This is a genomic window from Cupriavidus sp. DF5525, assembly GCF_040149425.2.
Taxonomy (GTDB): Bacteria; Pseudomonadota; Gammaproteobacteria; order Burkholderiales; family Burkholderiaceae; genus Cupriavidus; species Cupriavidus pickettii_A.
Window position 1 is genome coordinate 1,704,305 of sequence record NZ_CP168267.1, and the last position, 21,434, is coordinate 1,725,738.

Below are 21,434 nucleotides of genomic sequence, written 5' to 3' on the forward strand. Positions count from 1 at the left end.
AGCTTATTTGGGCTGGTGGTGGAACGTCTCGCTAATTAGCTCCCGAATCTGCGTCTCCAGGGCTGCGGTTAGCACCCCAGCTTTAACTTTCACCGTGAAGCCGTTGACATCCTTCGTAATGGAACCTGCTTGTTCCTTGCCCGAGAAGAATTTATCAATGCTTCGCTCACTCGCGGCGCTTGGCGCCGAGGCGCGCCGGGTCGCAAGTGCCTTGATAGCGCCAGCGGCCTTCCCTTGCTCCATCTTTCCCGATGCAACAAGTGGCCAGATCTCTTTAGCGGCGTCATTCCCCGCCTCGCCATACTTTCGGATTGATGTGACGATTGCTTCCGCCGCACTCCCACCCAGCAGACGCGGCTGAAGGTCGAGGTCCTGCAACACGAAATCTGGCAATTGCCCGAAGCTCAAGAACCGGTAGAGGCCGCTTTTTGACAGGCCAAGCGCCTCGGCGAGCCGCACACGCGACGGAAATTCCTTCTCCGTCTGCCGGATAGACAGGGCGATTTCGTAGTCCGACAGGTCATCGCGGCTGATGTTTTCCACCATCGCGAGCACCGCCATGTCGGCGTCAGAACACTCCACGACAACCGCCTTGATCGCATCGAGCCCCAGCATTTTGTGAGCGCGCCACCGGCGCTCACCCGCCACGATTTGGTAGCCGCCTTCAGCGCGGCGTACCACGATGGGCTGCATCAGCCCGACTTCACGAATCGACTCCGCCAGCTCCGAGAGCTTGGATTCGTTGAAAACGCGCCGCGGCTGCCACGGATTCGGCCAGATATCCGCAACAGCGAGCTGCGAAGCGACGCCGGCCGCCTCCAACTCCTGGACACGGATCTGCGCTACGGCCAATGCGCCAGCCAGGCCCGGTGCCGTCTGCGTCCGGTCGTTACGCTTGACCTCGTCCTGCTGAATAGCCGAGGTCTTCCGGATGCTGGCCGTCTTCGCCAACAGCTGTTCCCGCATATTGCTCATTGCGCGTTCCTCCACTTTTCCGCATAGATTTCATCCAGCCATCGGCAGTATTCGACAATCGGCTGGCGCACTCGCTGCAGCGACTTGGCTGCGCTATGCGTGCTGCTCACGTCAAAAACCGTTGAGAACGCCAGAGCCCCGGTGCTCATCACAGAACTCGAGGGCACTTCAATCGAATGCAGCCAGCTCTCGTAAGCGCTCTGCGCCCAGGCTCGTACGATGGGGGCCGACGAAGTGCGCCCGTAGTCAACCTTCGAGAGCAGCAACGAGACGAAGTCGTATTTCTTGTCCGCCTCGTACTTGATGAAGCTCTTGGAGACGTCTGAAAACAGGCGCCAGAACGACAGCGAGCTGATGAAGTCCAGATTCTCAGGGACCATCGGCATGACCATCGCGTCTGCAGCCAGCAAGGCATTCAGGTTGAGGTACGAAAGCGACGGCGACGTATCCATGAGGATATAGTCGTAGTCCTTGCGCAATGGCTCCAGCCCCTCCCGCAGTACGGTCCAGAAACGAAAGCCCGGCTTGATCTTCTGCATAGCGGGCAGATGGAACTCTGCCCCAATCAACTCGGTGTGCGCTGGAATAATGTCAAGGCCATCCCAGTAGGTCGACTGAACGCGTGCCTGCAGCCCACCTTCGATCTGCTGATCATAGATATACGGCAGGATGGTGTCTTCCGGCGTGACGTCCTTTTCGGCATACAAGCCACAGAGCTCCGAAAGTGAGGCTTGAGGGTCGAGGTCGACCACCAGAACTTTTCGGCCGCGCAATGTCAGCCCCTGGGCAAGACACATTGTCGTGGTGGTCTTGGCCGACCCACCCTTGAGCTGGGCGGTAATGACGATTTTTCCTTCCGGCTGTCTCGTTCCCGTGACAAGCGGCGTCTGATAAATGTCCGAGACCTTCTGAACCCAGATGCGAGCCTCTGCCAGCGTGAAGGTCCTGGTACGCCCAGTACCGGCCGCAGTGCCAGGGGGCAGCTCGCCATCGCCCTTGGTCGCCAGATACTGAACCTGGGAGTGTGAGATGTTGCACATCTCCGCAATCTCCCCTGTTTTGAAAATCGGTGCGGTCTTTCTTGGCCGCGGTGCGAGAATCGTCTCGCGAAGTTCGTCCGTAAAAATGGTGACCTTTTCCGCGAACTGGGATATCTGCTCAAGCGGTACAGTTCGGTCGACTGCAGGAAGTTGGCTCGTTTTCACCATTCTGAGGTTTTTCCGGAAAATTCGAGAAAGCTCAGAATACAGGAAATACTTGAGCCATGGCTCATAAACCGCTGTTTTTTAAGCAAAGACTCCTCAAAAACAACAGATTTGCCTAAATTTTAGGCACTTCCTGTAAGCCGCTGGGGTCACAAGGGGCACCTCACTCTGCAGTGTTTGTTTCAGCCCTTGGAAGCCGCCACCGAAAAGCGGCACAAATGACCTCACCTTCAACGGCCCGCATCCTTGAACCCCATCAGCAAGGTGAGGTCGTTTGTGCAATTCAGCGGATCTCCACAGCTGTACTTGCAAGCAACGCGGCACAATCAACCTCACCTTCATTTGTCCCGTGAGGCCCAAGGCAGTGCGGAAGGGAGTAGGTTCCTTGTTTCTGCACAATCAACCTCACCTTTGCCTTGTCGGACAACAGAGTCTCAGCAGGGGAAGCCAGTCAAGGTGAGGTTCATTGTGCTGCTTAACGCCGTGGCTGCCGCGTTGCACAAACAACCTCACCTTCGTGACACGTTGCATGCGTTATCCAAGACGGCCAGTCGGGGAGGGCGGCCCAAGGGTGGCCCACAAGGGCGAGTTCGCCAATACAGCACAATAAACCTCACCAAGACCCATGCACTCGCTCTCGCGCGATGGTGAGGTTCATTGTGCAACTGGACGTATGGTCGGACGGGGCAGCACAATGAACCTCACCTTAATCCTGCACAAATAACCTCACCATGATGCTGGGCGCCAGTGGATACGGCGCTGCGCACGCTCCGCGCGTGGCATTGCCTGCGGTCGTAAGGGTGATTTTGTTCGCCGCATGAGCACTTGCTCCGCTTTCTGCCCTGAGCGGAGCCTATAGGAAAGCCAGGAATTCTCCGAGGATGCAGGCTCAGTACCGCAAATCTGGTGCTCCGCGGTGAGCGGCTCGTATGCGCGGATAGGTTTCATGACTGCGGGCCCGGTGTTGGTTAGGTTTTTTTTTGAAGTAAACAAGCCAACCTACAAACAAGGAGCGCCGAAATCCTTTTTCATCAAGGATTTAACCTTCAAAAGGTGAAGTTCATTGTGTCAGAGGTGAGGTTTGCTGTGCTGCAATGGTGCGGTTTACTGTGTGGGCAAGGTGAGATCTGCCCCGCAACAAGGTGAGGTTCGTTGTGCTCGAGCCACGAAGGTGAGATGGATTGTGCGTGACCTGTGGAGAAGTCTTAGCTACCCAAGCTAGACAAAGGCTAGAAGGAAACGGCTGCTGATGTAGGTGAGGTTGTTTGTGCGTGTGGTGAGGTTCGTTGTGCGCGTCGACCGGTAGGGCCGGCGCACGTCGTCAATGGTGAGGTTCATTGTGTTGACAGAACCTCACCATCACATGCTAGAGTGCCCGAGCACCAAAACGAGCGGGAAGACGAGTATGGCGACGGAGAATCCGGTGGAGGCCGCAGCGAGGACAACGCCTCGCCAAATGGCGCTCGCGTTGTTCGAGGACATGTTTGACCTCGGGATGCCCATCAACGAGGCCAACCGCGAAATCGGCTATCAGCGCAACAATTTCTTCACGGAAATCGTCAACATGGGGTTGGCGGCGCGACGGTTCCTCGATGCCGCGTATTTCATCGTCGCACAAGAGCCGGAAGCTCGTGACCAATACGATGTCGAGCTGAACTACTTCAAGTGGTTGATGCGCTATGACAGCCGCAACCTGAAGCATCTGCGTACTATCGCGGACGAAGCGCAGAACGCGAAGGTCCGTGTCACTAATACACCATCAGACCGTGAGCCCGAGGAACAGGATATCTGGGTTCAGGTTCAGCTGATAGGCATGGTGGCTCTGCATCGCGGCCGCGTCCGTTTCGATGTGCATCACAGCTTGATTCCACACATTCGAGACCCCCGCAAGTCTCACTGGCTCAGCCTTCGAATCTCCACGTCTTTTACCCGCAGCCTTGCGCGCGCGATCTATGACAAGGTTCTGCCAAGTGTGCCTAACGCGCGCACAGACTGGATCAAGCTGGATGAGATGCGGACTTGGCCGGGAAAGATGGGCGCGAATGCGACCATCTTCAAATACTTCAAGCGCGACTGGCTTGAGCCGGCGGTCCGTGAAATCAATGAGATCTCGGACATCGACCTGTCATATGAAACCAAGACCGAATCCACGTCGTCGAAGAAAGTCGACCGGATTCGGTTCCTGCTCAAGCGTAAGGACACCGCCGACGCTGTCATGGCCAGCCTGTCCGATGCCAGTCAGCTCTACAAGATTCTGAAGGAAGAGTTCAACCTCTCCACCCGGCAGTTCAGCGAGATTTCCGAGAACCGCGAGACATGGAGCGATGATCGCATTCTGCAGGCAATCGAGTACACACGGTTTAAGTTGAATCGCGGGCAGATCAAGAAGAGCCCCGCTGGGTACCTGATGAAGGCCCTGCGCGACAACTGGCGGATGTCAGATGCCGAACGGACGATGGTTCAAGTTCAGACCAAACTCCTCACCGAGGAAGCAGAGAAGGAAGCCGCGAAGATTGCTGTCAAGACAACTGTGGAGCGCAGCGTTGCCTCGCGCGAAGACGAGACCCGCGCTCGCATGAACGAAGAATCGCGGCAAGGGCGCGAGCACTTCGGGGCATCGGATACCAAAGCTCGACGGGAGTTTGTCCGTGCATGGCTGGCCTCGCGCGAGGGCAAGCTTGTGTTGAGACGGATGAAGCTGGAGGCATCGTCCGTATCCGAAGACGACATCCTGGCAAACTCGGAGTTGGCATGGTATCTGGGCCAATTCGTGTTTGGGCGTCTGGCAACCTCGCGCGCCTGAAGCTGCAGATTTTTCCTACCGGGCCGATCGCGTCAGCGCGCGCAACTATCGCGAGGCGCTACGTTCGATCTCCGCGGAGCTATCAAGTCTATCTCTGCGTTCCGCCGTCGGCGGTTGCGGGCCCGCGCCCCTGGAGAGGCGCGGCTATCCGGCTTTGGTCTCTGACGCTTCCGGCCCTCCGGCCTGCGCGCTACGCTTACCAGTAGTTTCTGCGGGAAGGAGAGGACGGTCTTGCTGTTCCCTTCACCGTTTCACGACGTTCTCGCCGTCAAGGGCTGTGCGCCTTGGGCGCTTGCGGCCGTGGCCGCCTTCGACCCGCACGCAACGGTACAGCTACATCCCGACCGCAACTGTCTTGCAGGAACTGCGCGGTGAAGGGTTCCAGCCCTTCATGGTGTGCCAGACCCGCGTGCGGCAGGAAAACCGCTGCCACTACACCACGCACATGATCCGGCTGCGCCATGCCAGCCAGATCAACGGCAGCGAGGCCAACGAAATCATCCTCTTGAACTCGCACGACGGCACGAGCAGCCGATATGCGAGGATGCCGAGTCGGCCACGGCTCCTTTCGGTGAGGTCGGCCCATGCGTCCTTTAGCTGTTGTGCATCCTGGCAGGGGCGCGGCTGCGCCTCGGTCTTCATGGCCGCAACCTTCCGGCACCAACAATTTCCCCGCCGCTGCGCGGCTTCCTCGTGCAGCAAATTGTTCGCCCCTCCAGGTCCTCCACTGCGTGTCGGCCGCAAGCGGTGCAGCCAGCCCGGCCCCCGCTGATCGGATCACAACAAGGACGCGATGGGCGCGACCTTGGATAACCCGAAAGGAGAAAGCATCATGGCCAACATCGGCACCTTCACCGCTCAGAACGACGGCTTCATCGGCACGGTTCGCACCCTGACGCTCAACGTCAAGGTCCGGTTCATCCCCGACGACAAGGCGAGCGAGAACGCCCCCGACTTTCGCGTCCAGGCGGCCGGCGGCTATGACCTCGGCGCGGCGTGGAAGAAAGTCAGCCAGTCCGAGCGGCCCTACCTGTCCGTGACCCTGGACGATCCTTCATTCCCGGCGACGATCTATGCCCGGCCGATCGAGGAAGAAGACGGCATGCACAACCTGATCTGGTCGCGCGGCAAACCGGTAATCTGACGGCGCCCCCACGGCGCCCCGTCCATGCGGCGGGCGCCGTGCCGCTGACGCAGCCTGTCACGCATGCGCCTGCGGGTCGTCGCGTTCCTTCAACCCCGCCTCCAGCTCCCGGCGCATTCCCGGCGCACCTGCGCCAGACGCTGGTCGGCTTTGCGCGTGCTGTCGCCGGCATAACCAGCGTTAGCAGCGTGAGCGGATGCACTTCCATGACCTCGCACAGCTCGGTCAGCTTGTGCATGGTCGGGCTTTTCAGGCCGCGCTCCAGGGAACTCATGTAGGTACAGCTAGACACGTCGGAGAACGCTTCCTGGCTCAAGCCGCGCGCTTTCCTGACTGTGCGCATTGCCGTCGCGAGTGAGTCGTTCGCCGTCACTAACGGTTTCTAGAAATGCGCGTCGTAGTCCTAGACGCTGCCAGTCAGGGAAGTCACCAGCCCGGCGGGCGACTTAGCACGCCGCATGTTCGCGGTTTATATGGCGGGCCATCCAGGCTCAGGTCGTTGCGGCGCATTCTGGCTATTTCAGTCTGATTCAACACGACTGCGGTCTAGATCGACATACATGGGTGCAGCGCAGAAGTAAGTCAGCCAGTCCGAGAGGCCTTACCGGCCCGAGACTTTCGGCGATCCTCGCTCCCAGCGATGATCTGTGCCAGGCTGATCGAGGAGGAAGAAGGCAACTTGATTTGGCCGCGCAGCGAAACGGCAGCCGGACGGCCTCGCCCATTGCGGCGGGGCGCTTTCGCTCCGCCTACGTCCGAGGGACGGGGGCTTCACCCCACTAGGTCGACAAGCAAGGCGTACCCATTTCTGCGTGAGGTGCGATCATGAGCCTCGCGGCGCGATGCGCGGTACCTCATACGCTAAAGTCGAACATTCGCCTTGTGGGGAAAGGACGGTTCACGGACTCGGTTCACGGACCCATTGCAGGCGGTAAGAATGCCGACGTCGATGGTGGCTCGCAGAGCGGAATGAGACATTGGGGCTGCAGAATCGCCAGAGTTACCTGCAAACTGCTCGAGAGCTATGCCTGGAGAGTGCGCCGATTTTGGCGACTAGAAGCGCTGCAGACACAGGCCATAGGGCAGCCACAGCCAGCGGTACCTTGCCCCAAGGCCGGCCCAGTATTGCGTTGCTGTGGCTTGCACGCCTCAGGCGACCGCACCTGGCGGCGCATGGCGTGCCAGGAAACGGTCCAATTGGCCAGCGAACGCCTTGCTATCCTGTGGGGCGTACGGTGCCGGTCCGCCGGTATCGACGCCCGAGCCGCGGAGCTGGTCCATCACCTCGCGCATCGTTAGGCGCTCCTGGATATTCTCACGGCTAAACCAGGTTCCTCGTGGGTCGAGCACGTAGGCGCCCTTGTCGAGGGCAGCGGCGGCAAGAGCTATGTCCGCCGTAATCACGAGGTCACCGCTGCTGACCAGCTCGATGATACGGTCATCGGCTACGTCGAAGCCCGCCGGCACTTGCAGTGCCTTGATAAAGCGGGAAGGCGGCGTGCGCATATACTGGTTCGCCACCAGCGTGACGCACACCTCGAGACGCTGTGCGGCCCGATACAACATTTCCTTGACGACAACCGGGCAGGCGTCTGCGTCAACCAGTACTTGCATCGCGGGATTTCCAATTTAGGGAGGGAACGCCCATATTACTGCCTCCCCGCGTCTCGACGGGACGAACGTCGGCCGGCGAGTGGTCTCTTATCGGTGCGTCCGCCGGCAACGGTCCCCGTACCAACGCAGACCGGCCGTTCGCCAGCACTATGCGCTTGTTCGTTGCTATCCGGTAAACGTTTACTCCGGCGATAGTCGACCCCAAAGCAGCCAGGTAGGCACGCTGATGTCCGACTGCGGCTCCCCAACCCAGAGTAGGACATTAGCCAATCAGCACCCATTGTTTCGCAGTGGCGTTGTTTGACCCCTTGTTCCAATACTGGCCGCCTGACAGCTTTGCAGCTGTCGGAGACTCGATCATCAGTGCGCGAGAATCAGTCGCCGTCGCGACGCCCGCATTGGTGTCGTCGAAGCGCAGCATGTGAATGGTCGCTGCAGGGTCGGCGCTCTTGCAGATGCCCTTGTTCGTCCCCGAAAACACACGCGGCCAGCCAAGAGGGGCGCGCTTCGCCGAGATGGTGCCAGTTGCTGTCTGATCGGCGATGCCTGCCGCGGCATTGGCATCCGCGGGCCGTCGGGCCGGGAGGGCAGGGCGATTCTAAGGGTCGCGCGGCCGGGCAGAAAATGACAAGATCGCCGCCAGCCTATGCTGGCGCGACATTGCCCAGTCACGGCGATTCCACGCTCTTGCGGCCCTTGCGGTAGGAGGTCGGGCTGCGCTGCATCCATACCTTGAACGCCCGCGAGAATGCTGCGGTGTTGGCAAAGCCCACCAGCGTGGCAATGCTGTCGATGGACGCTCGCGACTGCGTCAGCAGGTGGACCGCCATGTCCCGGCGCAGGTCGTCGCGGATGGTGCGGAAGGGCCGGCCTTCGTCTTCCAGCTTGCGCGTCAGCGTGCGCACCGACATCCCCAGCGCCCTGGCAACGTCCGCGACCTCTGCCGTGGGCGCGTCGTCCGCGGCAAGGTGGCGGCGTACCTTGGTACTCAACAGCCCCTCGTTCACCGTGGTAAAGGCCCAGTCCTCGGGGGCGCGGCGCAGGAACGGCCACAGGTCGACTCGCGTGCGCCGGAACGCGGTGGCGCCATAGCTGGCGGCAAGCCAGACCGCGCTGTGTTCATGGTTGAAGCCGACCGGCCCGGGAAAGAGGAAAACGTAGTCGTCGGCGTGCTGTGGCCGCGCAAAGGAGAACTCGACCGACTCCAGCGGCACCTCCTTGCCTAGCAGCCAGCTCACCACGCCGTGCACCAGCTTGAGCAGCAGTTCATGTCCCAGCAGGTTGACCGGCGTGCCCGGCGCACGCGGCTCCAGCACGATGCCGATGCGGTCGGGTTCGCGCGCCAACGACAAGCGGTAGTCGTCGAGCAGCAGGTTCCAGAAGTGGGCGAAGCGGTTCAGCGCGATGCCGAGGTTGGCCGCGTCGAGCAGGCTGAGCATCAGGTACTTGAGCGTGCCGCTGCGGATCGGCCGCGACCAGAGCCCGTGCATTTCATCGTCCAGCTCGGCGGCCACCGCCTTGTAGGCGACCACGAACTGCGCGCGAGTGATGCGCAGGTCGGCGTGGTCGAGGAAGGCCGGCACCACGCCGGACCGGTCGAGCACGCGCATGGCGGCATCGTGCCCGCCGCTCAGCAGCACCTTCTCCAGCATTCCCTGCAGGAAGTGACCGGAGATCGTCAGGGGCAATTCACGCGGACGCACGTCTCTTCACCTTTTGGCCAGAGAAGCATGTTTCACATGCCGTTCATGCGCAGATATTGCCATTGTGCCGATACCTCAACAAGCAAGCCTGGCGCGTTGCGCATATCTGCTGGCTAGCTTTGCACAAACTTTCCCGGTCGTTCTTCTACATTGCCCACATGCCACTGCGCCGCCGGCGCAAGGCAGCAAACAGAAGACACAAGACACTGGAGACTGCAGGAATGCTTAACGAGGCGACAGCCGCGCTGCCCTTGGCGACCGGCGCGAATGGCCAGGTGCCCACCAGCGCCAACTACGTTCCCCTGAACCCGGTCAGCCTGCTGGAGCACGCGGTACGGTGCTACCCCGACAAGATCGCGGTTGTCCACCAGGGGCTGCGCTATACGTACCGCGAGTTCTACCAGCGTTGCTGCGCCCTGGGGCGCGCGCTGCGCGCACGCGGCATCGGGCGGGGCGACACGGTAGCGATCCTGGCGCCGAATACGCCCGCGATGCTGGAGGCGCATTTCGGTGTGCTGATGGCCGGCGCCGTCCTCAACGCCATCAACACGCGCCTGGACGCGCCGGCAATGGCCTACTGCCTGCAGCACGGCAAGGCGCGGCTGCTGCTGGCCGATACCGAATACGCGGCGCTGGTGCGCAACGTGATGGCGCTGACCGGCGCTGCCATCCCGGTGGTGGACATCTGCGACCAGCCGGGCTTCGGCCGCGCCAGCGAGGAGGAATACGAAGCCTTCCTGCGCTCGGGGGATGCCGCCGTGGCAATGCAGGCGCCTGCCAGTGACTGGGATTCGGTGTCGCTGCTGTACACCTCGGGTACCACCGGCAACCCCAAGGGCGTGGTCTACCACGCGCGCGGGGCTTACCTGAACGCGCTCTCCAACGCCTTGTGCTCGGGCCTGGGCCGCCGCAGCGTCTACCTGTGGACGCTGCCAATGTTCCACTGCAACGGCTGGACCTATCCCTGGGCGGTCACCGCCGTCGGCGGTACCCATGTGTGCCTGCGCAAGATCGAGCCGGCGGAGATCTTCCGGCTGATCGCCGAGGAAGGCGTGACCCATATGCACGGCGCGCCAGTGGTGCTGAGCATGCTGATCCACGCACCCGCGGAGCAGAAGCGGCACGCCAGCGTGCAGGTGGGCGTGGGTGGCGCCGCGCCGCCATCGTCGGTGATCGCGCAGATGGAGGCAATGGGGTTCCAGGTGACGCATCTCTATGGCACCACCGAGACCTACGGCCCGTCCACGATCTGCGCATGGCAGGACCCGTGGGCACAACTGCCGCTGGAAGCGCGCGCCACGCTGATGGCGCGGCAAGGCGTGCCGATGCTGGCACAGGGCGCGCTGATGGTGGCCGATCCGCACAGCATGGAGCCGGTGCCGATGGACGGCAAGGCCATGGGCGAAGTCATGCTGCGCGGGCATTCGGTGATGAAGGGCTACCTGGACAACCCGGAAACCACCGCGGCGGCGCTGGCGGGGGGCTACTACCACACGGGCGACCTGGCGGTGTGGCATGCCGACGGCTACATCGAAGTCCGGGACCGCTCCAAGGACATCATCATCTCCGGCGGCGAGAACATTTCCTCGCTCGAAGTCGAGGAAGCGCTCTATCGCCATCCAGCCGTGATGGAGGCCGCGGTGATCGCTGTGCCGGACGAGAAGTGGGGCGAGGTCCCGTGCGCCTTCGTGACGCTGAAGGACGGCGTGGTGCCGTTGTCCGAGGCGGCGCTGATCGCATACTGCCGCGACAACCTGGCGCATTTCAAATGCCCGCGCTACGTCATCTTCGGCGGCCTCGCCAAGACCGCCACGGGCAAGGTGCAGAAATACCTGTTGCGCCAGCAGGCCGCGGCGCACCTTTCGCAACGGAGGGCGGCATGAACCTGGAACTGACACCCCCGGTCCACAAGCGGGCCGGCGCCCGCGGCGTGGCGGACTTCTGGAAGCGCCTGCTGCGGCCCGTCGCGGTCAACAGCGATGCCCCGGCGCGGGCCTGGGACCGGATCGCAGCCCTGCTGGCCGCAGCCGCTGCCGCCGCAGACGGCGAAACGCGGGCGCGCGAACGGATCTCGGAACTGCTCGCCTTCTACACCGGCAGCAACGATGCTGACAAACAGCGGCTGCTGGAACGCTTCTGCGCGGACCTCAATGTCGACGAGCAGGAAGTGCGTCGCCGCATACGGCAATACACCGAGGCCGCCACGCCCGCTGCGCGCACCGCGGCCGAAGGGCAACTGGTGGCCAGCCTGGAGTCGCCGCGGCTGCGCGTGCTGCAGCAGTTCAACCTGCTGCCGCACGGCATCCATGCGCTGGTAGACCTGCGTGCGGACCTCCAGCGCCTGGGCCGGGGCGATGCCTTCCTCGCGCTCGAGCAAGACCTGCTGCGCTTGTTCCGGGGCTGGTTCGACGTCGGCTTCCTGGAGCTGAAGCGGATCGGCTGGAGCGCGCCCGCATCGCTGCTGGAGAAGCTGATCCGCTATGAAGCCGTGCACGAGATCAAGTCGTGGAGTGACTTGCGCAACCGGCTCGATTCCGACCGCCGCTGCTATGCCTTCTTCCATGGCCGCATGCCGGACGAACCGCTGATCTTCGTCGAGGTGGCGCTGGTGCGCGAGGTCGCGACCAATGTGCAGACCCTGCTCGACGAAACCCAGCCCACGCTGGCTCCGGAGCAGGCGATCACGGCCATCTTCTACTCGATCTCCAACGCGCAGCCAGGGTTGCGCGGCGTGAGCATGGGCGAGTTCCTGATCAAGCGCGTGGTGCAGCAGCTGCTGGTCGACCATCCGCGGCTCAAGACCTTTGCCACGCTGTCCCCGATCCCCGGCTTCGCCGGATGGATGGAAAAGCGGCTGGCCGATCCGGCCGCCCGCGCGGCGCTGCCGGCGGAACTGCGCCGATTGCTGGACAGCGCGGCCACGCCGGCCGACGCCATCTACCGCGCGCTGCTGCAGGAGGTCGACGGCGACCTGCCGCGGCAGCCGGCGCTGCAGGCCTGGCTAAAGGCCGAGTGTGCCCGCTACCTGCTGCGGGAAAAGTCAGGCAGGCACCCGCTCGACCCAGTCGGCCGCTTCCACTTTTCGAATGGCGCTTGCCTGGGCCAGATCAACTGGCTGGCGGATACGTCGCGCCGCGGGCTGCGGCAATCGTTTGGTCTGATGGTCAATTACCTCTACCGGTTGAAAGAGATCGAGGCCAACCACCAGGCCTATGCCTGCGACGGCAGCCTCGCGGCCACCAGCGAGGTGGAGCGGCTGCTCGAAGAGGGCACGACACGACGGCGGGCGACCCAGCCCGCCGCGGATTCCAAGCGCACGCATGAATGAAAGAGGCAACCCCATGAATGACGGCCATACTTTGCGCCTATACAGTACCCGTCATGCCCATGCACCCATGTCTCCTCGTTGCTAAAGTCTTCAAGCCGGGGCGGGCTCCGCAATTTCCCGATCCAGGGCGCGCGCGGGGGTCCCGCACACTCCGCCATCATGACACCTGTTGCCACGCGCTGCGCGATGAAGCTAGATCACGGTCGAATCGTCGTCTAAGAAACCGTCGTCGCTCAGGCCTGCATCGAGATTGCCGCTATCCGATCCCCAATAGCTCGCAGCGACCGATGCCTGGTCATCGTTCCCGTAGTAGTTGTTGACGACGTTCGTTTCCGTTCCTGGCGTGTTCATGCCGGACTGCTCCAGGATCGCGTTCTTGCTGCTGTGGCCGAACAGGTTCTCGATACCCTGGAACAGGAAGGCACCGCCGGCCACGCCGGCAGCCGTCGTTGCGATGCTGCCCAGCGTGCTGCCGAACCCGCCGCTCAGGAAGCCCGGCCGGGGCGACTGCGCCGGGGGCGTCTGCAGCGCAGGTGACACGGCCTGAGCGGGCGCTGGCACGGGCGTCGCGGCAGCGGGATTCGCACTGGCGCCCCACGCATTCTGCTGATCGATGAAGCTGCGGGAGCCGCTGGCCTGCGCGGCCTGCAACTGGCCCTGCAAGGCAGCGATCTGCGCCTTTGCCGTCGACAAGGCATGATCGAGCAGCATGGCCCGCTGGACCAGCAAATAGGCGGCGTCCGGCTGTATCGCGACCGCCTGGGCGATGAGTGCCTCCGCCTGCGGGTCCTTCGCGCCGGCGCGGGCCTGGGTCAACTGAGTCAGGAAGACTTCGAGTGCTTGCGTATCCTGCGGAGTCATGGCGTCTCTATCCCGGTTGTTGGTACGCCGTCACTCTATGAGGCAAGACTTAAGGGAGACTTAAGGGGCAGGGGACATCGAAGGTGATGCCGCAGCCCGCGCTCGAGGATGTGCAGAGGCCTTTGCCTGGAAGTTGATGCGCTGCCGAAGCCGGGCGCCGGGGTGCCGTCAGGACGAAATGAATTCCGCCCGTCGCGCCGGCTGCGATTTTCCGCTGGCCTGACGCGATCGAAGAAAATCGTGCACAGCTTTTCGCTCCCGGCTGGCCAAGAGCGTACCGTCGGCGATCCGCTGGAAGAAGTACGCTCTGAACAACTGGCGGCGGCAGGCGACCCCCATCTTTCGATGCCTCGCTGGCGCTCGAGATGTTTTGGCTTCGGCGGGCCGGTCATCGACGCCTTAAGTGTCTCTTGCTGACAGACCCGCAAGCCCGATGGGGCCGACTAGCCAGCGTAGTGCTAGCTATCAGTGTGCTCTATGATCGATATTTGCGCAGCGATTCTGTGGCCGGATGAGCAATGTCCCGGCGCGACTTGTGTCGAATATTATGTAATAAAATCAGTTACTTACCGTTGATATAGCGCGCCTCAATTGGGCTGATAAAAATCTTTTCCGTCGAACGAACAGATTCATCCTTGCTCATCTATCTAGTAGTAGATAGTATTCAGGCCATGGACAGCGACGCAGCACCACACCAACGGCAGCCACGCAAAGCGGTCCACGCAATACCAAGCACTTTGTCAGTACCGGAGGCGGTCTTTTTTTGATTCTTCGCATCTATCTACTAAAAGATAGTTAGATGTGAGGGCGAGGAGAAGATTGCTTACTACGCAGCACAGACATTGGCCCTCGATCAGCTACCCAAACCAGCATCGCCCGGCCCCAACGCAAGGAAAACATCATGAACGCCAAGACCATCCTGACCGCCGCTGCTATTGCCGCCGCTTTCGTAGCAGGCGTTGCCCAGGCTACCCCGCAAGAGGCCGGTGAAGCGTACAGCTACACCTATCGAGTCAACGATCAGCGCAGCTCCTTTACGGATGGCGCTCGCATCACCAGCCGTGACGTCTACACGGACGGCGCCCGCGTTAGCAATCGCGACGGCCTGACCGCAAGTATCAGCAACCGTGACGTCTACACCGACGGCGCCCGCATCACCAATCGCGATGGCCTGACAGCGAGCATCGGTAACCGTGACGTCTACGCTGACGGTGCCCGCATCAGCAATCGCGATGGCCTGACCGCGAGCACCGGCAACCGTGACGTCTACACCGACGGTGCGCTGGCCTGATACCGACTCCCGTCGCCACGGCTTAGCCATGATCGCATCCCAGACGGTGTCCGATACGAGCACCGTCTGCCTCTCCACAGGCGAGCCACCGTGAAATCGATCCAGCAACTGGCCATCTTTGCGCCAAATGGCTCCGCCATCTACCGGTAGCGCAGTGGCCGGAATGATTTTGAGCTTTACGCATCGAGCCAATCATCGGCATCAATTAACCGTGCAGGGCGCCTCACCCCACCAAATCGTTCCGCGCGCAGATGCGGCTTCGGAGTTCTTACCGCCCAGGGTTCTCAGATCCAGCATGCCTCCACTCGAGGTCCACAAGAATCCATGCAGCTGACCGCGATTCGTCTGAGCTACTCCTACTACTTTGACACCCGCATTTATCGCCTTTGCCATGGAGTACGTGCCGTCAAGCCTACCGAGGTCCTGGATGGAAGCGTTGAGGTAGCTGACTACCGCATTTGCCGGCACCGATGCCTGGCAATTGATTCGTATGGGATCGATGGCCCATTAACTTTGAGACGGGACGGGTGACGCTGAACCTTTCCAAAGGCAAGGCCGTGAGTGGTTTCTGGCGGGACTGGATTGGGGGCACTGCTTCATCGACCGGTTGAATCAGCAGTCGAAATCAGTCGCCACCCACACGCTGACGAGATGTCATCCGCTGCCGAAATCCGCTTGGGTCCACACCATGCTGTTTGTGGAATGCCTGTGAGAAATTGCTGCGGCTGGAGAAACCAACGGCGTGCGCCACCTGGGAAATTTGCAGGGTTGTGGTCGCCAGCAGTTCCGCGGCCTTGTGCAGCCGAACCGCTCGCAACATGGCCATAGGCGTCTGGCCGAACGCTCGTTCGAAGTGCGAAGCGAACGCTGAACGGCTCATACAGGCCAGATCGGCCAATCGTTGCACCGACAGCGGCGCTTCGGGATGTTCAAAGAGTTTCTCCAATGCGAGAAGCAGGCGGGGATCTGCAACGGCCGCCGTCCACGACAGCTCCGCGTCATTGTCCTCCACCTGGCGCCGCAGCAGCATGACCAGGCATTGCTTGAGCAATGCCTCGATCAGAACCCTCGAGCCCAATCCGGGCTGTGCGGATTCCGCCAACAGCATGACGAACTGGTCTTTCAGCCCCGCAGGCCCGTCGAATCGTGTCACGATTGGACGCCGCAGCATCCTGAAGGGATCGGCGGTACTCGTCGCGAAGCGCAACTCCCCACATGCCATATCAACCCCCATTGCTGCCTCGCCCACCTTCACTGTCGGCGCCGTTTCGCGCGCGGACCACGAGCCAAGCCTTGCCCGATCCACCGAAACGGTCGGCGACTCGAGCGCGCACTCCAGCCGGTAGGAAACGCCCGGCGGCATCAAGACGAAACTGTGCGGCTGTAACCCGATGCGGTGGCCATCGCCTGCGTCGAGCGTCCCGCGACCGTCCAGGCAGTAGTGGAGGCTGGCCGTTTCACATGCTTCGAAACGCACGCTCCAGCCATCGCGAATGTCGCACCGTGTGATGTGCGTGACACCAATGTCGAGTGTGGCAAGGAAATGTTCGAGCACACGATGTGCAGAAGGGAGGGATTCCATCTTTGGACGAATTGAAACCAAACTAAGACCACCTGGAACCTTGCCATTCCTATCATACCTACTCCAATCCCAGCCTTGATGGAGGTTCCCATGTTCGATATGAAAGATCTTGCCCGTTTGAAGAAGCTGGACGAAAACGCTCCTGAAGCGATGAAACGCTTCCTTGCCTTCGACCATGCAGCTTTCGCTGACGGCGCGCTTTCGGTGCAGCAGAAGCAGATTATTGCGGTGGCCGTCGCGCTGACCACGCAGTGCCCATATTGCATCGCCCTGCATACCAAGGCCGCCCACGATGCCGGCGCCACCGATGAGCAACTTGCGGAAGCCGCACTTGTGGCGGCGGCAATTCGGGCGGGCGGGGCCGTAACGCATGCCACGCACCTGTTCCGCGACTGAACGCCGCTCAAACGCACCTTCCCGCGTGGGGATAGTCCCGAAGTCCATGGGGCGACTTCATATCGGTAAGGGACGCGCCTGATACGTCTCTGGAACGAGGAATTTTCCGAAATCGCCGGTTCTGGCAGAGCTGGAACCGGCCGCGCCGGAATGCGCGCATGCGCATCGTCGCAATGACAGGAAAGGAGGTCTGCGCCACCAGGGCGTGCTCCTCCGCCACACACCAAATCTGTTGAGGAGTAAACATGCAACCCATCACCTCCGTTGCCACAACGCGGACCAACGAAGCCATCCACAACCACGAAGCGTTGCTGCGCTGGTCCCTGGTCATTGTCTTTCTCTGGTTCGGTGGGATGAAATTCACCGCCTACGAAGCGCAGGGTATTGCGCCGTTCATTGAGAATAGCCCCTTCATGGGTTGGCTCATCGACGCATTCGGTGTTCGTGGAGCCAGCGGTGTCATTGGCGTGGTGGAACTGTCCACCGCGGCGACGCTGGCCGTCGGTGCATTCCATCGTGGGGCGTCGGTACTTGGTGCAGCCATGTCATGCGCGACGTACGCCATCACGCTGACGTTCTTTCTCACCACCCCCGGCGTGGCCGAGCCGACTGCTGGTGGGTTCCCGGCGATCTCCGCGCCGATCGGTCAGTTCCTGCTGAAGGACCTCGTGCTGTTGGCCGTGTCCGCTTCTCTGCTGCGCACGGCGTTAGCACGTTGGCAAGCGGCGCGTTCCTGATTTCACAGGAGCACCAAAGTTGCGAGTTGGCCGTCGCTTCCCGACCCTTCTCGGCCAACAACAAATCGGGGATCAATGGGCGGATTGGGGCCGGGAACAGACGCCCCGGTCAGGCCGACGAGAAATGGAAAGACCCGAGCAAGCATCGCAGGCCAACATCGGACTGAGCCTGTCAGGCGCACTGTGCCGCGCACTATTGAAAGCGTAAAGCTTTCATCCGCGCGTAGAAGTCATCCACCTGCTGCTGTGCATTACGCCGCATTGTTTCGTTGCGCACGTTCAGAATGGCCGCGTCTTCTTGCGCTCCGGCCTCGCCGACTTTGCGCGAGGTGTCCTGCACGAACTTGCACAAGGGATAGCGTGCCTCGCCGAAGGCGCGCAGCGTGGCCTCTACGTCGCCATCGCGCGACAGCATCTCCGCCAGCAACACCGCGTCTTCGAGTGCCATCGCGCCGCCTTGTCCCATGAAGGGAGTGGAGGCGTGCGCGGCGTCACCAATCATGATGACGCGGCCACGGTGCCAGGGCAGTGGGGCGGCCACCTCCTCCACTGCGGTGTAGAGGACCTCGCTATCTGTGCAGAGGGCGTCCAGGAATTGGCGCGCCGGGCCGCCGAACTCCGCAAAGCGGGCTTGCATCAGCGCCGGCCAATCGGCGCGTTCATACCATTGCCCGGCGGGCTCGGGCAGCGTTCCGAACAGGTACAGTTGGTCATCGCTGATCGGCATGATGCCGAGGCGCTTACCGGTGCCCATCATCATGATCTTCGCGGTGAGGTCTTTCGGTCGGCTGTGTACGCTGCGCCAGACGCCGAGTCCTGTATAGACCGGTTCCAGCGGGCCTGCGACGAGGCGGCGGATCTCCGAGCGTATGCCATCTGCCCCGACCACAAGATCGTATCGGCCCGAGGTGCCATCGGAGAGTGCGACGGTGACGTGGTCCGCCATGTCCTGATCGATCCGCACGGCCGTCGTGCCTAGGCGGATATCGACGTGCAGCGCGTCGAGCCGGCTGGCGAGGATGCGATGCATCTCGGCCCGACGAATGCCGACGATCGGCGGAATATCCGGGTGCGAGGAAGGATAGTACGTATCTGTGATCGGCTCGCCGCGCTCGTCCAGGTAGACGTTCCGGCCATCGGCGATGGCAAAGCCACCCGACACGATCGGTGGCAGCACCCCGAGACTACCGAGCGCTGCAAGTCCGTTGTGGTAGATAAAGATACCGGAACTCTGGAATTTCCATTCCCGCTGCTTCTCCAGCATCGTCACCTGTACACCGGCCTGTGCCAACGCAATGGCCGCCGCACAGCCAGCAATGCCACCTCCCACGATCAGCGCGTGCTCCACCTGCTTCATGCCCATGTCTCCTTGTTTGCGAGCGATGCAATTGAGCGGAATTATTGGGCGGTGGCCATACCACGCTCAACATCCGGAACGCCGGATTGGGGCACCGATCGTCCGGATCTGCCCCGTGGGGCGAGGCAGTAACTTCAGAGCCCGGAGGCGTCGCGCTGGTATTGACTGGGCGAAACGCCGATCCAGCGCTTGAATGTGCGTGAAAATGCCTTCTCTGACGCATAGCCGACGCCTTCGGCGACGTCGGCGATCCGTGTGCGCGGCTGACGCAGTTGGTCGGCGGCAAGGTTCATGCGATAGGCTGACAGATACTGCATTGGCGGCACGCCAAGCAGCGCACGAAAGCGCTCGGTGAACACAGTGCGCGACTGTAATGCCACGGCGGCAAGTTGAGGGATGCTCCAGTCCCGTTGTGGGGATTCCTGCATGGCTGCAACCGCGCGCGCAATGCCAGGGTCGTCAAGAAGGTTCGGCTTACCCTGGCGCGCCGCCACGGGTGTGCGCAAGTACTCGCCCAGGATGTGCACGAGCAGCAGATCGCCCATGCGTGCCGCGGACAACTGCCAGCCCGGACGTTGGGCCAGCGAGTCCTGCACCAGCATTTCCATTGTGGTTGCGAGCGTGTGTGCCAGCAGAAGCTCGTCGCTGCGCAACACGATCAGCGGAGGCAATTCCGCCGGGATGGCGCCCACCTCAAGCGCAGGCATCCACAAGTGCAGCGAGAACAGTTGCGTGGGGGTAGCGTTCGCGATGGCCGTGCCGTATGTCAATTCGATCGGATGATCGCCGTGGCGCCCGATCATGTGCGCCTTCAGGAGATCGGCAAAGAGCACGATGTCATCACCGGGATCACGTGTCGATGACACCGTATGTGGAGTGCCGCGCGGCAGCATGACGATATCGCCCGGGCCAATCTCTACGGGTGTGCCGCCGTCGGTGCAAATCCAGTAGCCGGATCCCGTACACATACGGATCAGTGCGCCCTCGGTGCCGGCCGACCGCAATGCCCACGGCGCGAAGAGCCGGAAACTTGCCGTTACGGCGCGTTCGGCCTTACATGCGGAAAGGATCCGGCTCAAGACGTCATGCGGTCCGGGATTCATCGCTGGGGGCGGGGTATAAAGGGGGGAGGCTTGGGCTACGGGATTTTAGCGCAGTGCCTTTGGTGGCCGGGACAAATGTCCACTTTGGTCAACTTCCGCCATTGGCGAGATGAAGGTCGAACGTCAGCAACTGGCCGGCAGGCGACGACCGCGATCGACGGGAGGCCGGCCGTACCCGGTAGGAAAATCCGGGGGCAGTTCACAAGATCCTCAAGAAGACAGGGGGCAACGTTTGATGCATTCGCGGCCACCCTAGACGCGGAAGATGCTGATCAGTACGCCGTAAAGCTCCAGGACTTGTTGATCGCCACACCATTTCGTGCACCGGCGAAAGTCGCTGTGTATGTGCCTGCAGCGATGGGCTGCGTGGGGAGCAGAAATACCACGCCTCGATACAAGCTCGCGTCCTCGATAGCAGAAGCAACCGAACCGGCCTTGGATTCAGCAGGCACCAGGATGCGAGCGGGCACAGAGTTGCCGCCAGGTCCCGTCAGGATGAAGTTCGAGACCGTCAGCACGTCAAATGGCTTTTCAACATTGACGCGGAACATGATCGGGGGACCGGCTCTGGCCAGATCGGGCGCTGGATTCGGGATCTCGTCACCAGGAATGAACAAGCCGTGGACGTTGGCATTGTCGGCTGGGTAGTGGGCGCCAGTGCCGGGAGGCAGTTGTTGGCCGCCCCATTGGGCGAGGCCATAGCCGCCGGCTCCGGCTGCGGTCATCACACCAAAGTTCGCCACGCAGTAGTTGTCATGCATGGCCAGGCCGATGGTTTCCTGGTTGCTGGTAATCCCTTGCAGGTGGTAAACCGAGTTCACCATCGAACCAAGGCAGCGGGCAATCTCGCCTCTATAAGCATTCTGCCCAACCCATTGCTTGTGCGAGCCGCCGACAGCAAGCACCTGCTGGTACGGATCGGCGCTTGTGAAACCAGTATTCCCAGGGACCTCCGTGTGGCTCATCACCGCATTGAACTTCATATACTCCAGGTGGTTTTCCGCCGCAGCGTCCAGGGCGGCGTCTTGCCGCAACGCGCCTACACCCATTGCGACGCGCAGGGAGTTGAGAGCATTGAAGAATTCGAGGCGCGGGTCGGTTCTGGAGTAGGTGGATCTGGGCACGATCGCGGTGGGACCTGAAGAAAACGGCTCCTTCCTGATGGTCGGTGTGCGTGGCGTGATCGAGGCGATCGTTGGAGGAGTGGCACCAGCGTTACCAATGCTGGAGCAGACCGCGACGAAGGCAGACATCGCGGCGACTGTGAAGAGGCACTTTTTCACGTTTTTCCGGTTATTTTAGGTCTGTATAAGCGGAGCCAGCGATCCGCGGGTG

The 21,434-nt window shown here is 61.6% G+C and carries 19 protein-coding genes and 2 pseudogenes; 8 read left to right on the top strand and 13 right to left on the bottom strand.

Features of this window, described 5'->3' with window-relative positions; genetic code table 11:
• Positions 1-3: 3 nt before the first annotated feature.
• Positions 4-975, bottom strand: coding sequence for a ParB/RepB/Spo0J family partition protein (locus ABNX08_RS42425; RefSeq protein ID WP_349606746.1), 972 nt, complete (start codon positions 973-975; stop codon positions 4-6).
• Positions 972-2,183: a ParA family protein gene (locus ABNX08_RS42430; protein WP_022539867.1), complete on the bottom strand. Its 1,212-nt coding sequence runs from the start codon at positions 2,181-2,183 to the stop codon at positions 972-974. The genes ABNX08_RS42425 and ABNX08_RS42430 overlap by 4 nt, the downstream gene beginning before the upstream one ends.
• Before the next feature lie 1,402 nt (positions 2,184-3,585).
• Here ABNX08_RS42430 and ABNX08_RS42435 point away from each other — a divergent pair.
• Positions 3,586-4,983 (top strand): replication initiation protein, encoded by a 1,398-nt coding sequence (locus tag ABNX08_RS42435; RefSeq protein WP_349606745.1) that lies wholly within the window; start codon positions 3,586-3,588, stop codon positions 4,981-4,983.
• 316 nt (positions 4,984-5,299) lie between these two features.
• Positions 5,300-5,515: pseudogene (locus ABNX08_RS42440) on the top strand (DUF932 domain-containing protein); the annotation flags it as partial.
• On the opposite strand, the gene ABNX08_RS42445 reads toward ABNX08_RS42440, so the two are convergent.
• Positions 5,416-5,625, bottom strand: coding sequence for a hypothetical protein (locus tag ABNX08_RS42445; RefSeq protein ID WP_022540519.1), 210 nt, complete (start codon positions 5,623-5,625; stop codon positions 5,416-5,418). The pseudogene ABNX08_RS42440 and the gene ABNX08_RS42445 overlap by 100 nt on opposite strands.
• Positions 5,626-5,815: 190 nt before the next feature.
• Between ABNX08_RS42445 and ABNX08_RS42450 the strand changes: the two genes are divergently transcribed.
• Positions 5,816-6,127: a DUF736 domain-containing protein gene (locus ABNX08_RS42450; RefSeq protein WP_041682329.1), complete on the top strand. Its 312-nt coding sequence runs from the start codon at positions 5,816-5,818 to the stop codon at positions 6,125-6,127.
• A gap of 57 nt (positions 6,128-6,184) precedes the next feature.
• Here ABNX08_RS42450 and ABNX08_RS42455 read toward each other — a convergent pair.
• The 4 genes and pseudogenes from ABNX08_RS42455 to ABNX08_RS42470 form a co-directional block, all read right to left on the bottom strand.
• A pseudogene (locus tag ABNX08_RS42455) lies at positions 6,185-6,500 on the bottom strand (helix-turn-helix domain-containing protein).
• A 776-nt stretch (positions 6,501-7,276) separates the two neighbouring features.
• Positions 7,277-7,741, bottom strand: coding sequence for a YaiI/YqxD family protein (locus ABNX08_RS42460; protein ID WP_022540515.1), 465 nt, complete (start codon positions 7,739-7,741; stop codon positions 7,277-7,279).
• Positions 7,742-8,003: 262 nt separating this feature from the next.
• Entirely contained in the window at positions 8,004-8,162 is a 159-nt protein-coding gene (locus ABNX08_RS42465) for a hypothetical protein (RefSeq protein ID WP_349606743.1), read from the bottom strand.
• A 247-nt stretch (positions 8,163-8,409) separates the two neighbouring features.
• Positions 8,410-9,444, bottom strand: a complete 1,035-nt coding sequence (locus ABNX08_RS42470) for an AraC family transcriptional regulator ligand-binding domain-containing protein (protein WP_349606742.1) — start codon at positions 9,442-9,444, stop codon at positions 8,410-8,412.
• A 221-nt stretch (positions 9,445-9,665) separates the two neighbouring features.
• On the opposite strand from ABNX08_RS42470, the gene ABNX08_RS42475 reads away from it, so the two are divergent.
• Entirely contained in the window at positions 9,666-11,327 is a 1,662-nt protein-coding gene (locus tag ABNX08_RS42475) for an AMP-binding protein (protein WP_349606740.1), read from the top strand.
• Positions 11,324-12,772, top strand: a complete 1,449-nt coding sequence (locus ABNX08_RS42480; protein WP_349606738.1) for a malonyl-CoA decarboxylase domain-containing protein — start codon at positions 11,324-11,326, stop codon at positions 12,770-12,772. Before ABNX08_RS42475 ends, ABNX08_RS42480 begins: the two co-directional genes overlap by 4 nt.
• Positions 12,773-12,964: 192 nt before the next feature.
• Here the strand turns inward: ABNX08_RS42480 and ABNX08_RS42485 are convergent, their stop codons facing one another.
• On the bottom strand, positions 12,965-13,633 hold the full coding sequence (locus ABNX08_RS42485) for a DUF2076 family protein (RefSeq protein WP_022539871.1): 669 nt from the start codon (positions 13,631-13,633) through the stop codon (positions 12,965-12,967).
• A gap of 901 nt (positions 13,634-14,534) precedes the next feature.
• On the opposite strand from ABNX08_RS42485, the gene ABNX08_RS42490 reads away from it, so the two are divergent.
• Positions 14,535-14,924, top strand: a complete 390-nt coding sequence (locus ABNX08_RS42490; RefSeq protein ID WP_349606736.1) for a copper resistance protein CopQ — start codon at positions 14,535-14,537, stop codon at positions 14,922-14,924.
• A 201-nt stretch (positions 14,925-15,125) separates the two neighbouring features.
• Here ABNX08_RS42490 and ABNX08_RS42495 read toward each other — a convergent pair whose 3' ends face one another.
• Positions 15,126-15,317, bottom strand: a complete 192-nt coding sequence (locus tag ABNX08_RS42495) for a hypothetical protein (protein WP_367576170.1) — start codon at positions 15,315-15,317, stop codon at positions 15,126-15,128.
• Between the two features lie 232 nt (positions 15,318-15,549).
• Entirely contained in the window at positions 15,550-16,479 is a 930-nt protein-coding gene (locus ABNX08_RS42500) for an AraC family transcriptional regulator (RefSeq protein WP_349606735.1), read from the bottom strand.
• Positions 16,480-16,596: 117 nt separating this feature from the next.
• Between ABNX08_RS42500 and ABNX08_RS42505 the strand changes: the two genes are divergently transcribed.
• Positions 16,597-16,902: a carboxymuconolactone decarboxylase family protein gene (locus ABNX08_RS42505; RefSeq protein WP_022539875.1), complete on the top strand. Its 306-nt coding sequence runs from the start codon at positions 16,597-16,599 to the stop codon at positions 16,900-16,902.
• 245 nt (positions 16,903-17,147) lie between these two features.
• Positions 17,148-17,639: a DUF417 family protein gene (locus ABNX08_RS42510; RefSeq protein WP_349606734.1), complete on the top strand. Its 492-nt coding sequence runs from the start codon at positions 17,148-17,150 to the stop codon at positions 17,637-17,639.
• Positions 17,640-17,832: 193 nt separating this feature from the next.
• Here the strand turns inward: ABNX08_RS42510 and ABNX08_RS42515 are convergent, their stop codons facing one another.
• From ABNX08_RS42515 to ABNX08_RS42525, 3 genes are all read right to left on the bottom strand, one after another.
• Positions 17,833-18,996, bottom strand: coding sequence for an FAD-dependent oxidoreductase (locus ABNX08_RS42515; RefSeq protein WP_349606732.1), 1,164 nt, complete (start codon positions 18,994-18,996; stop codon positions 17,833-17,835).
• Positions 18,997-19,130: 134 nt separating this feature from the next.
• Positions 19,131-20,075, bottom strand: a complete 945-nt coding sequence (locus ABNX08_RS42520) for an AraC family transcriptional regulator (protein ID WP_349606730.1) — start codon at positions 20,073-20,075, stop codon at positions 19,131-19,133.
• A 296-nt stretch (positions 20,076-20,371) separates the two neighbouring features.
• Positions 20,372-21,382 (bottom strand): CAP domain-containing protein, encoded by a 1,011-nt coding sequence (locus tag ABNX08_RS42525; RefSeq protein WP_349606728.1) that lies wholly within the window; start codon positions 21,380-21,382, stop codon positions 20,372-20,374.
• Positions 21,383-21,434: the final 52 nt, after the last annotated feature.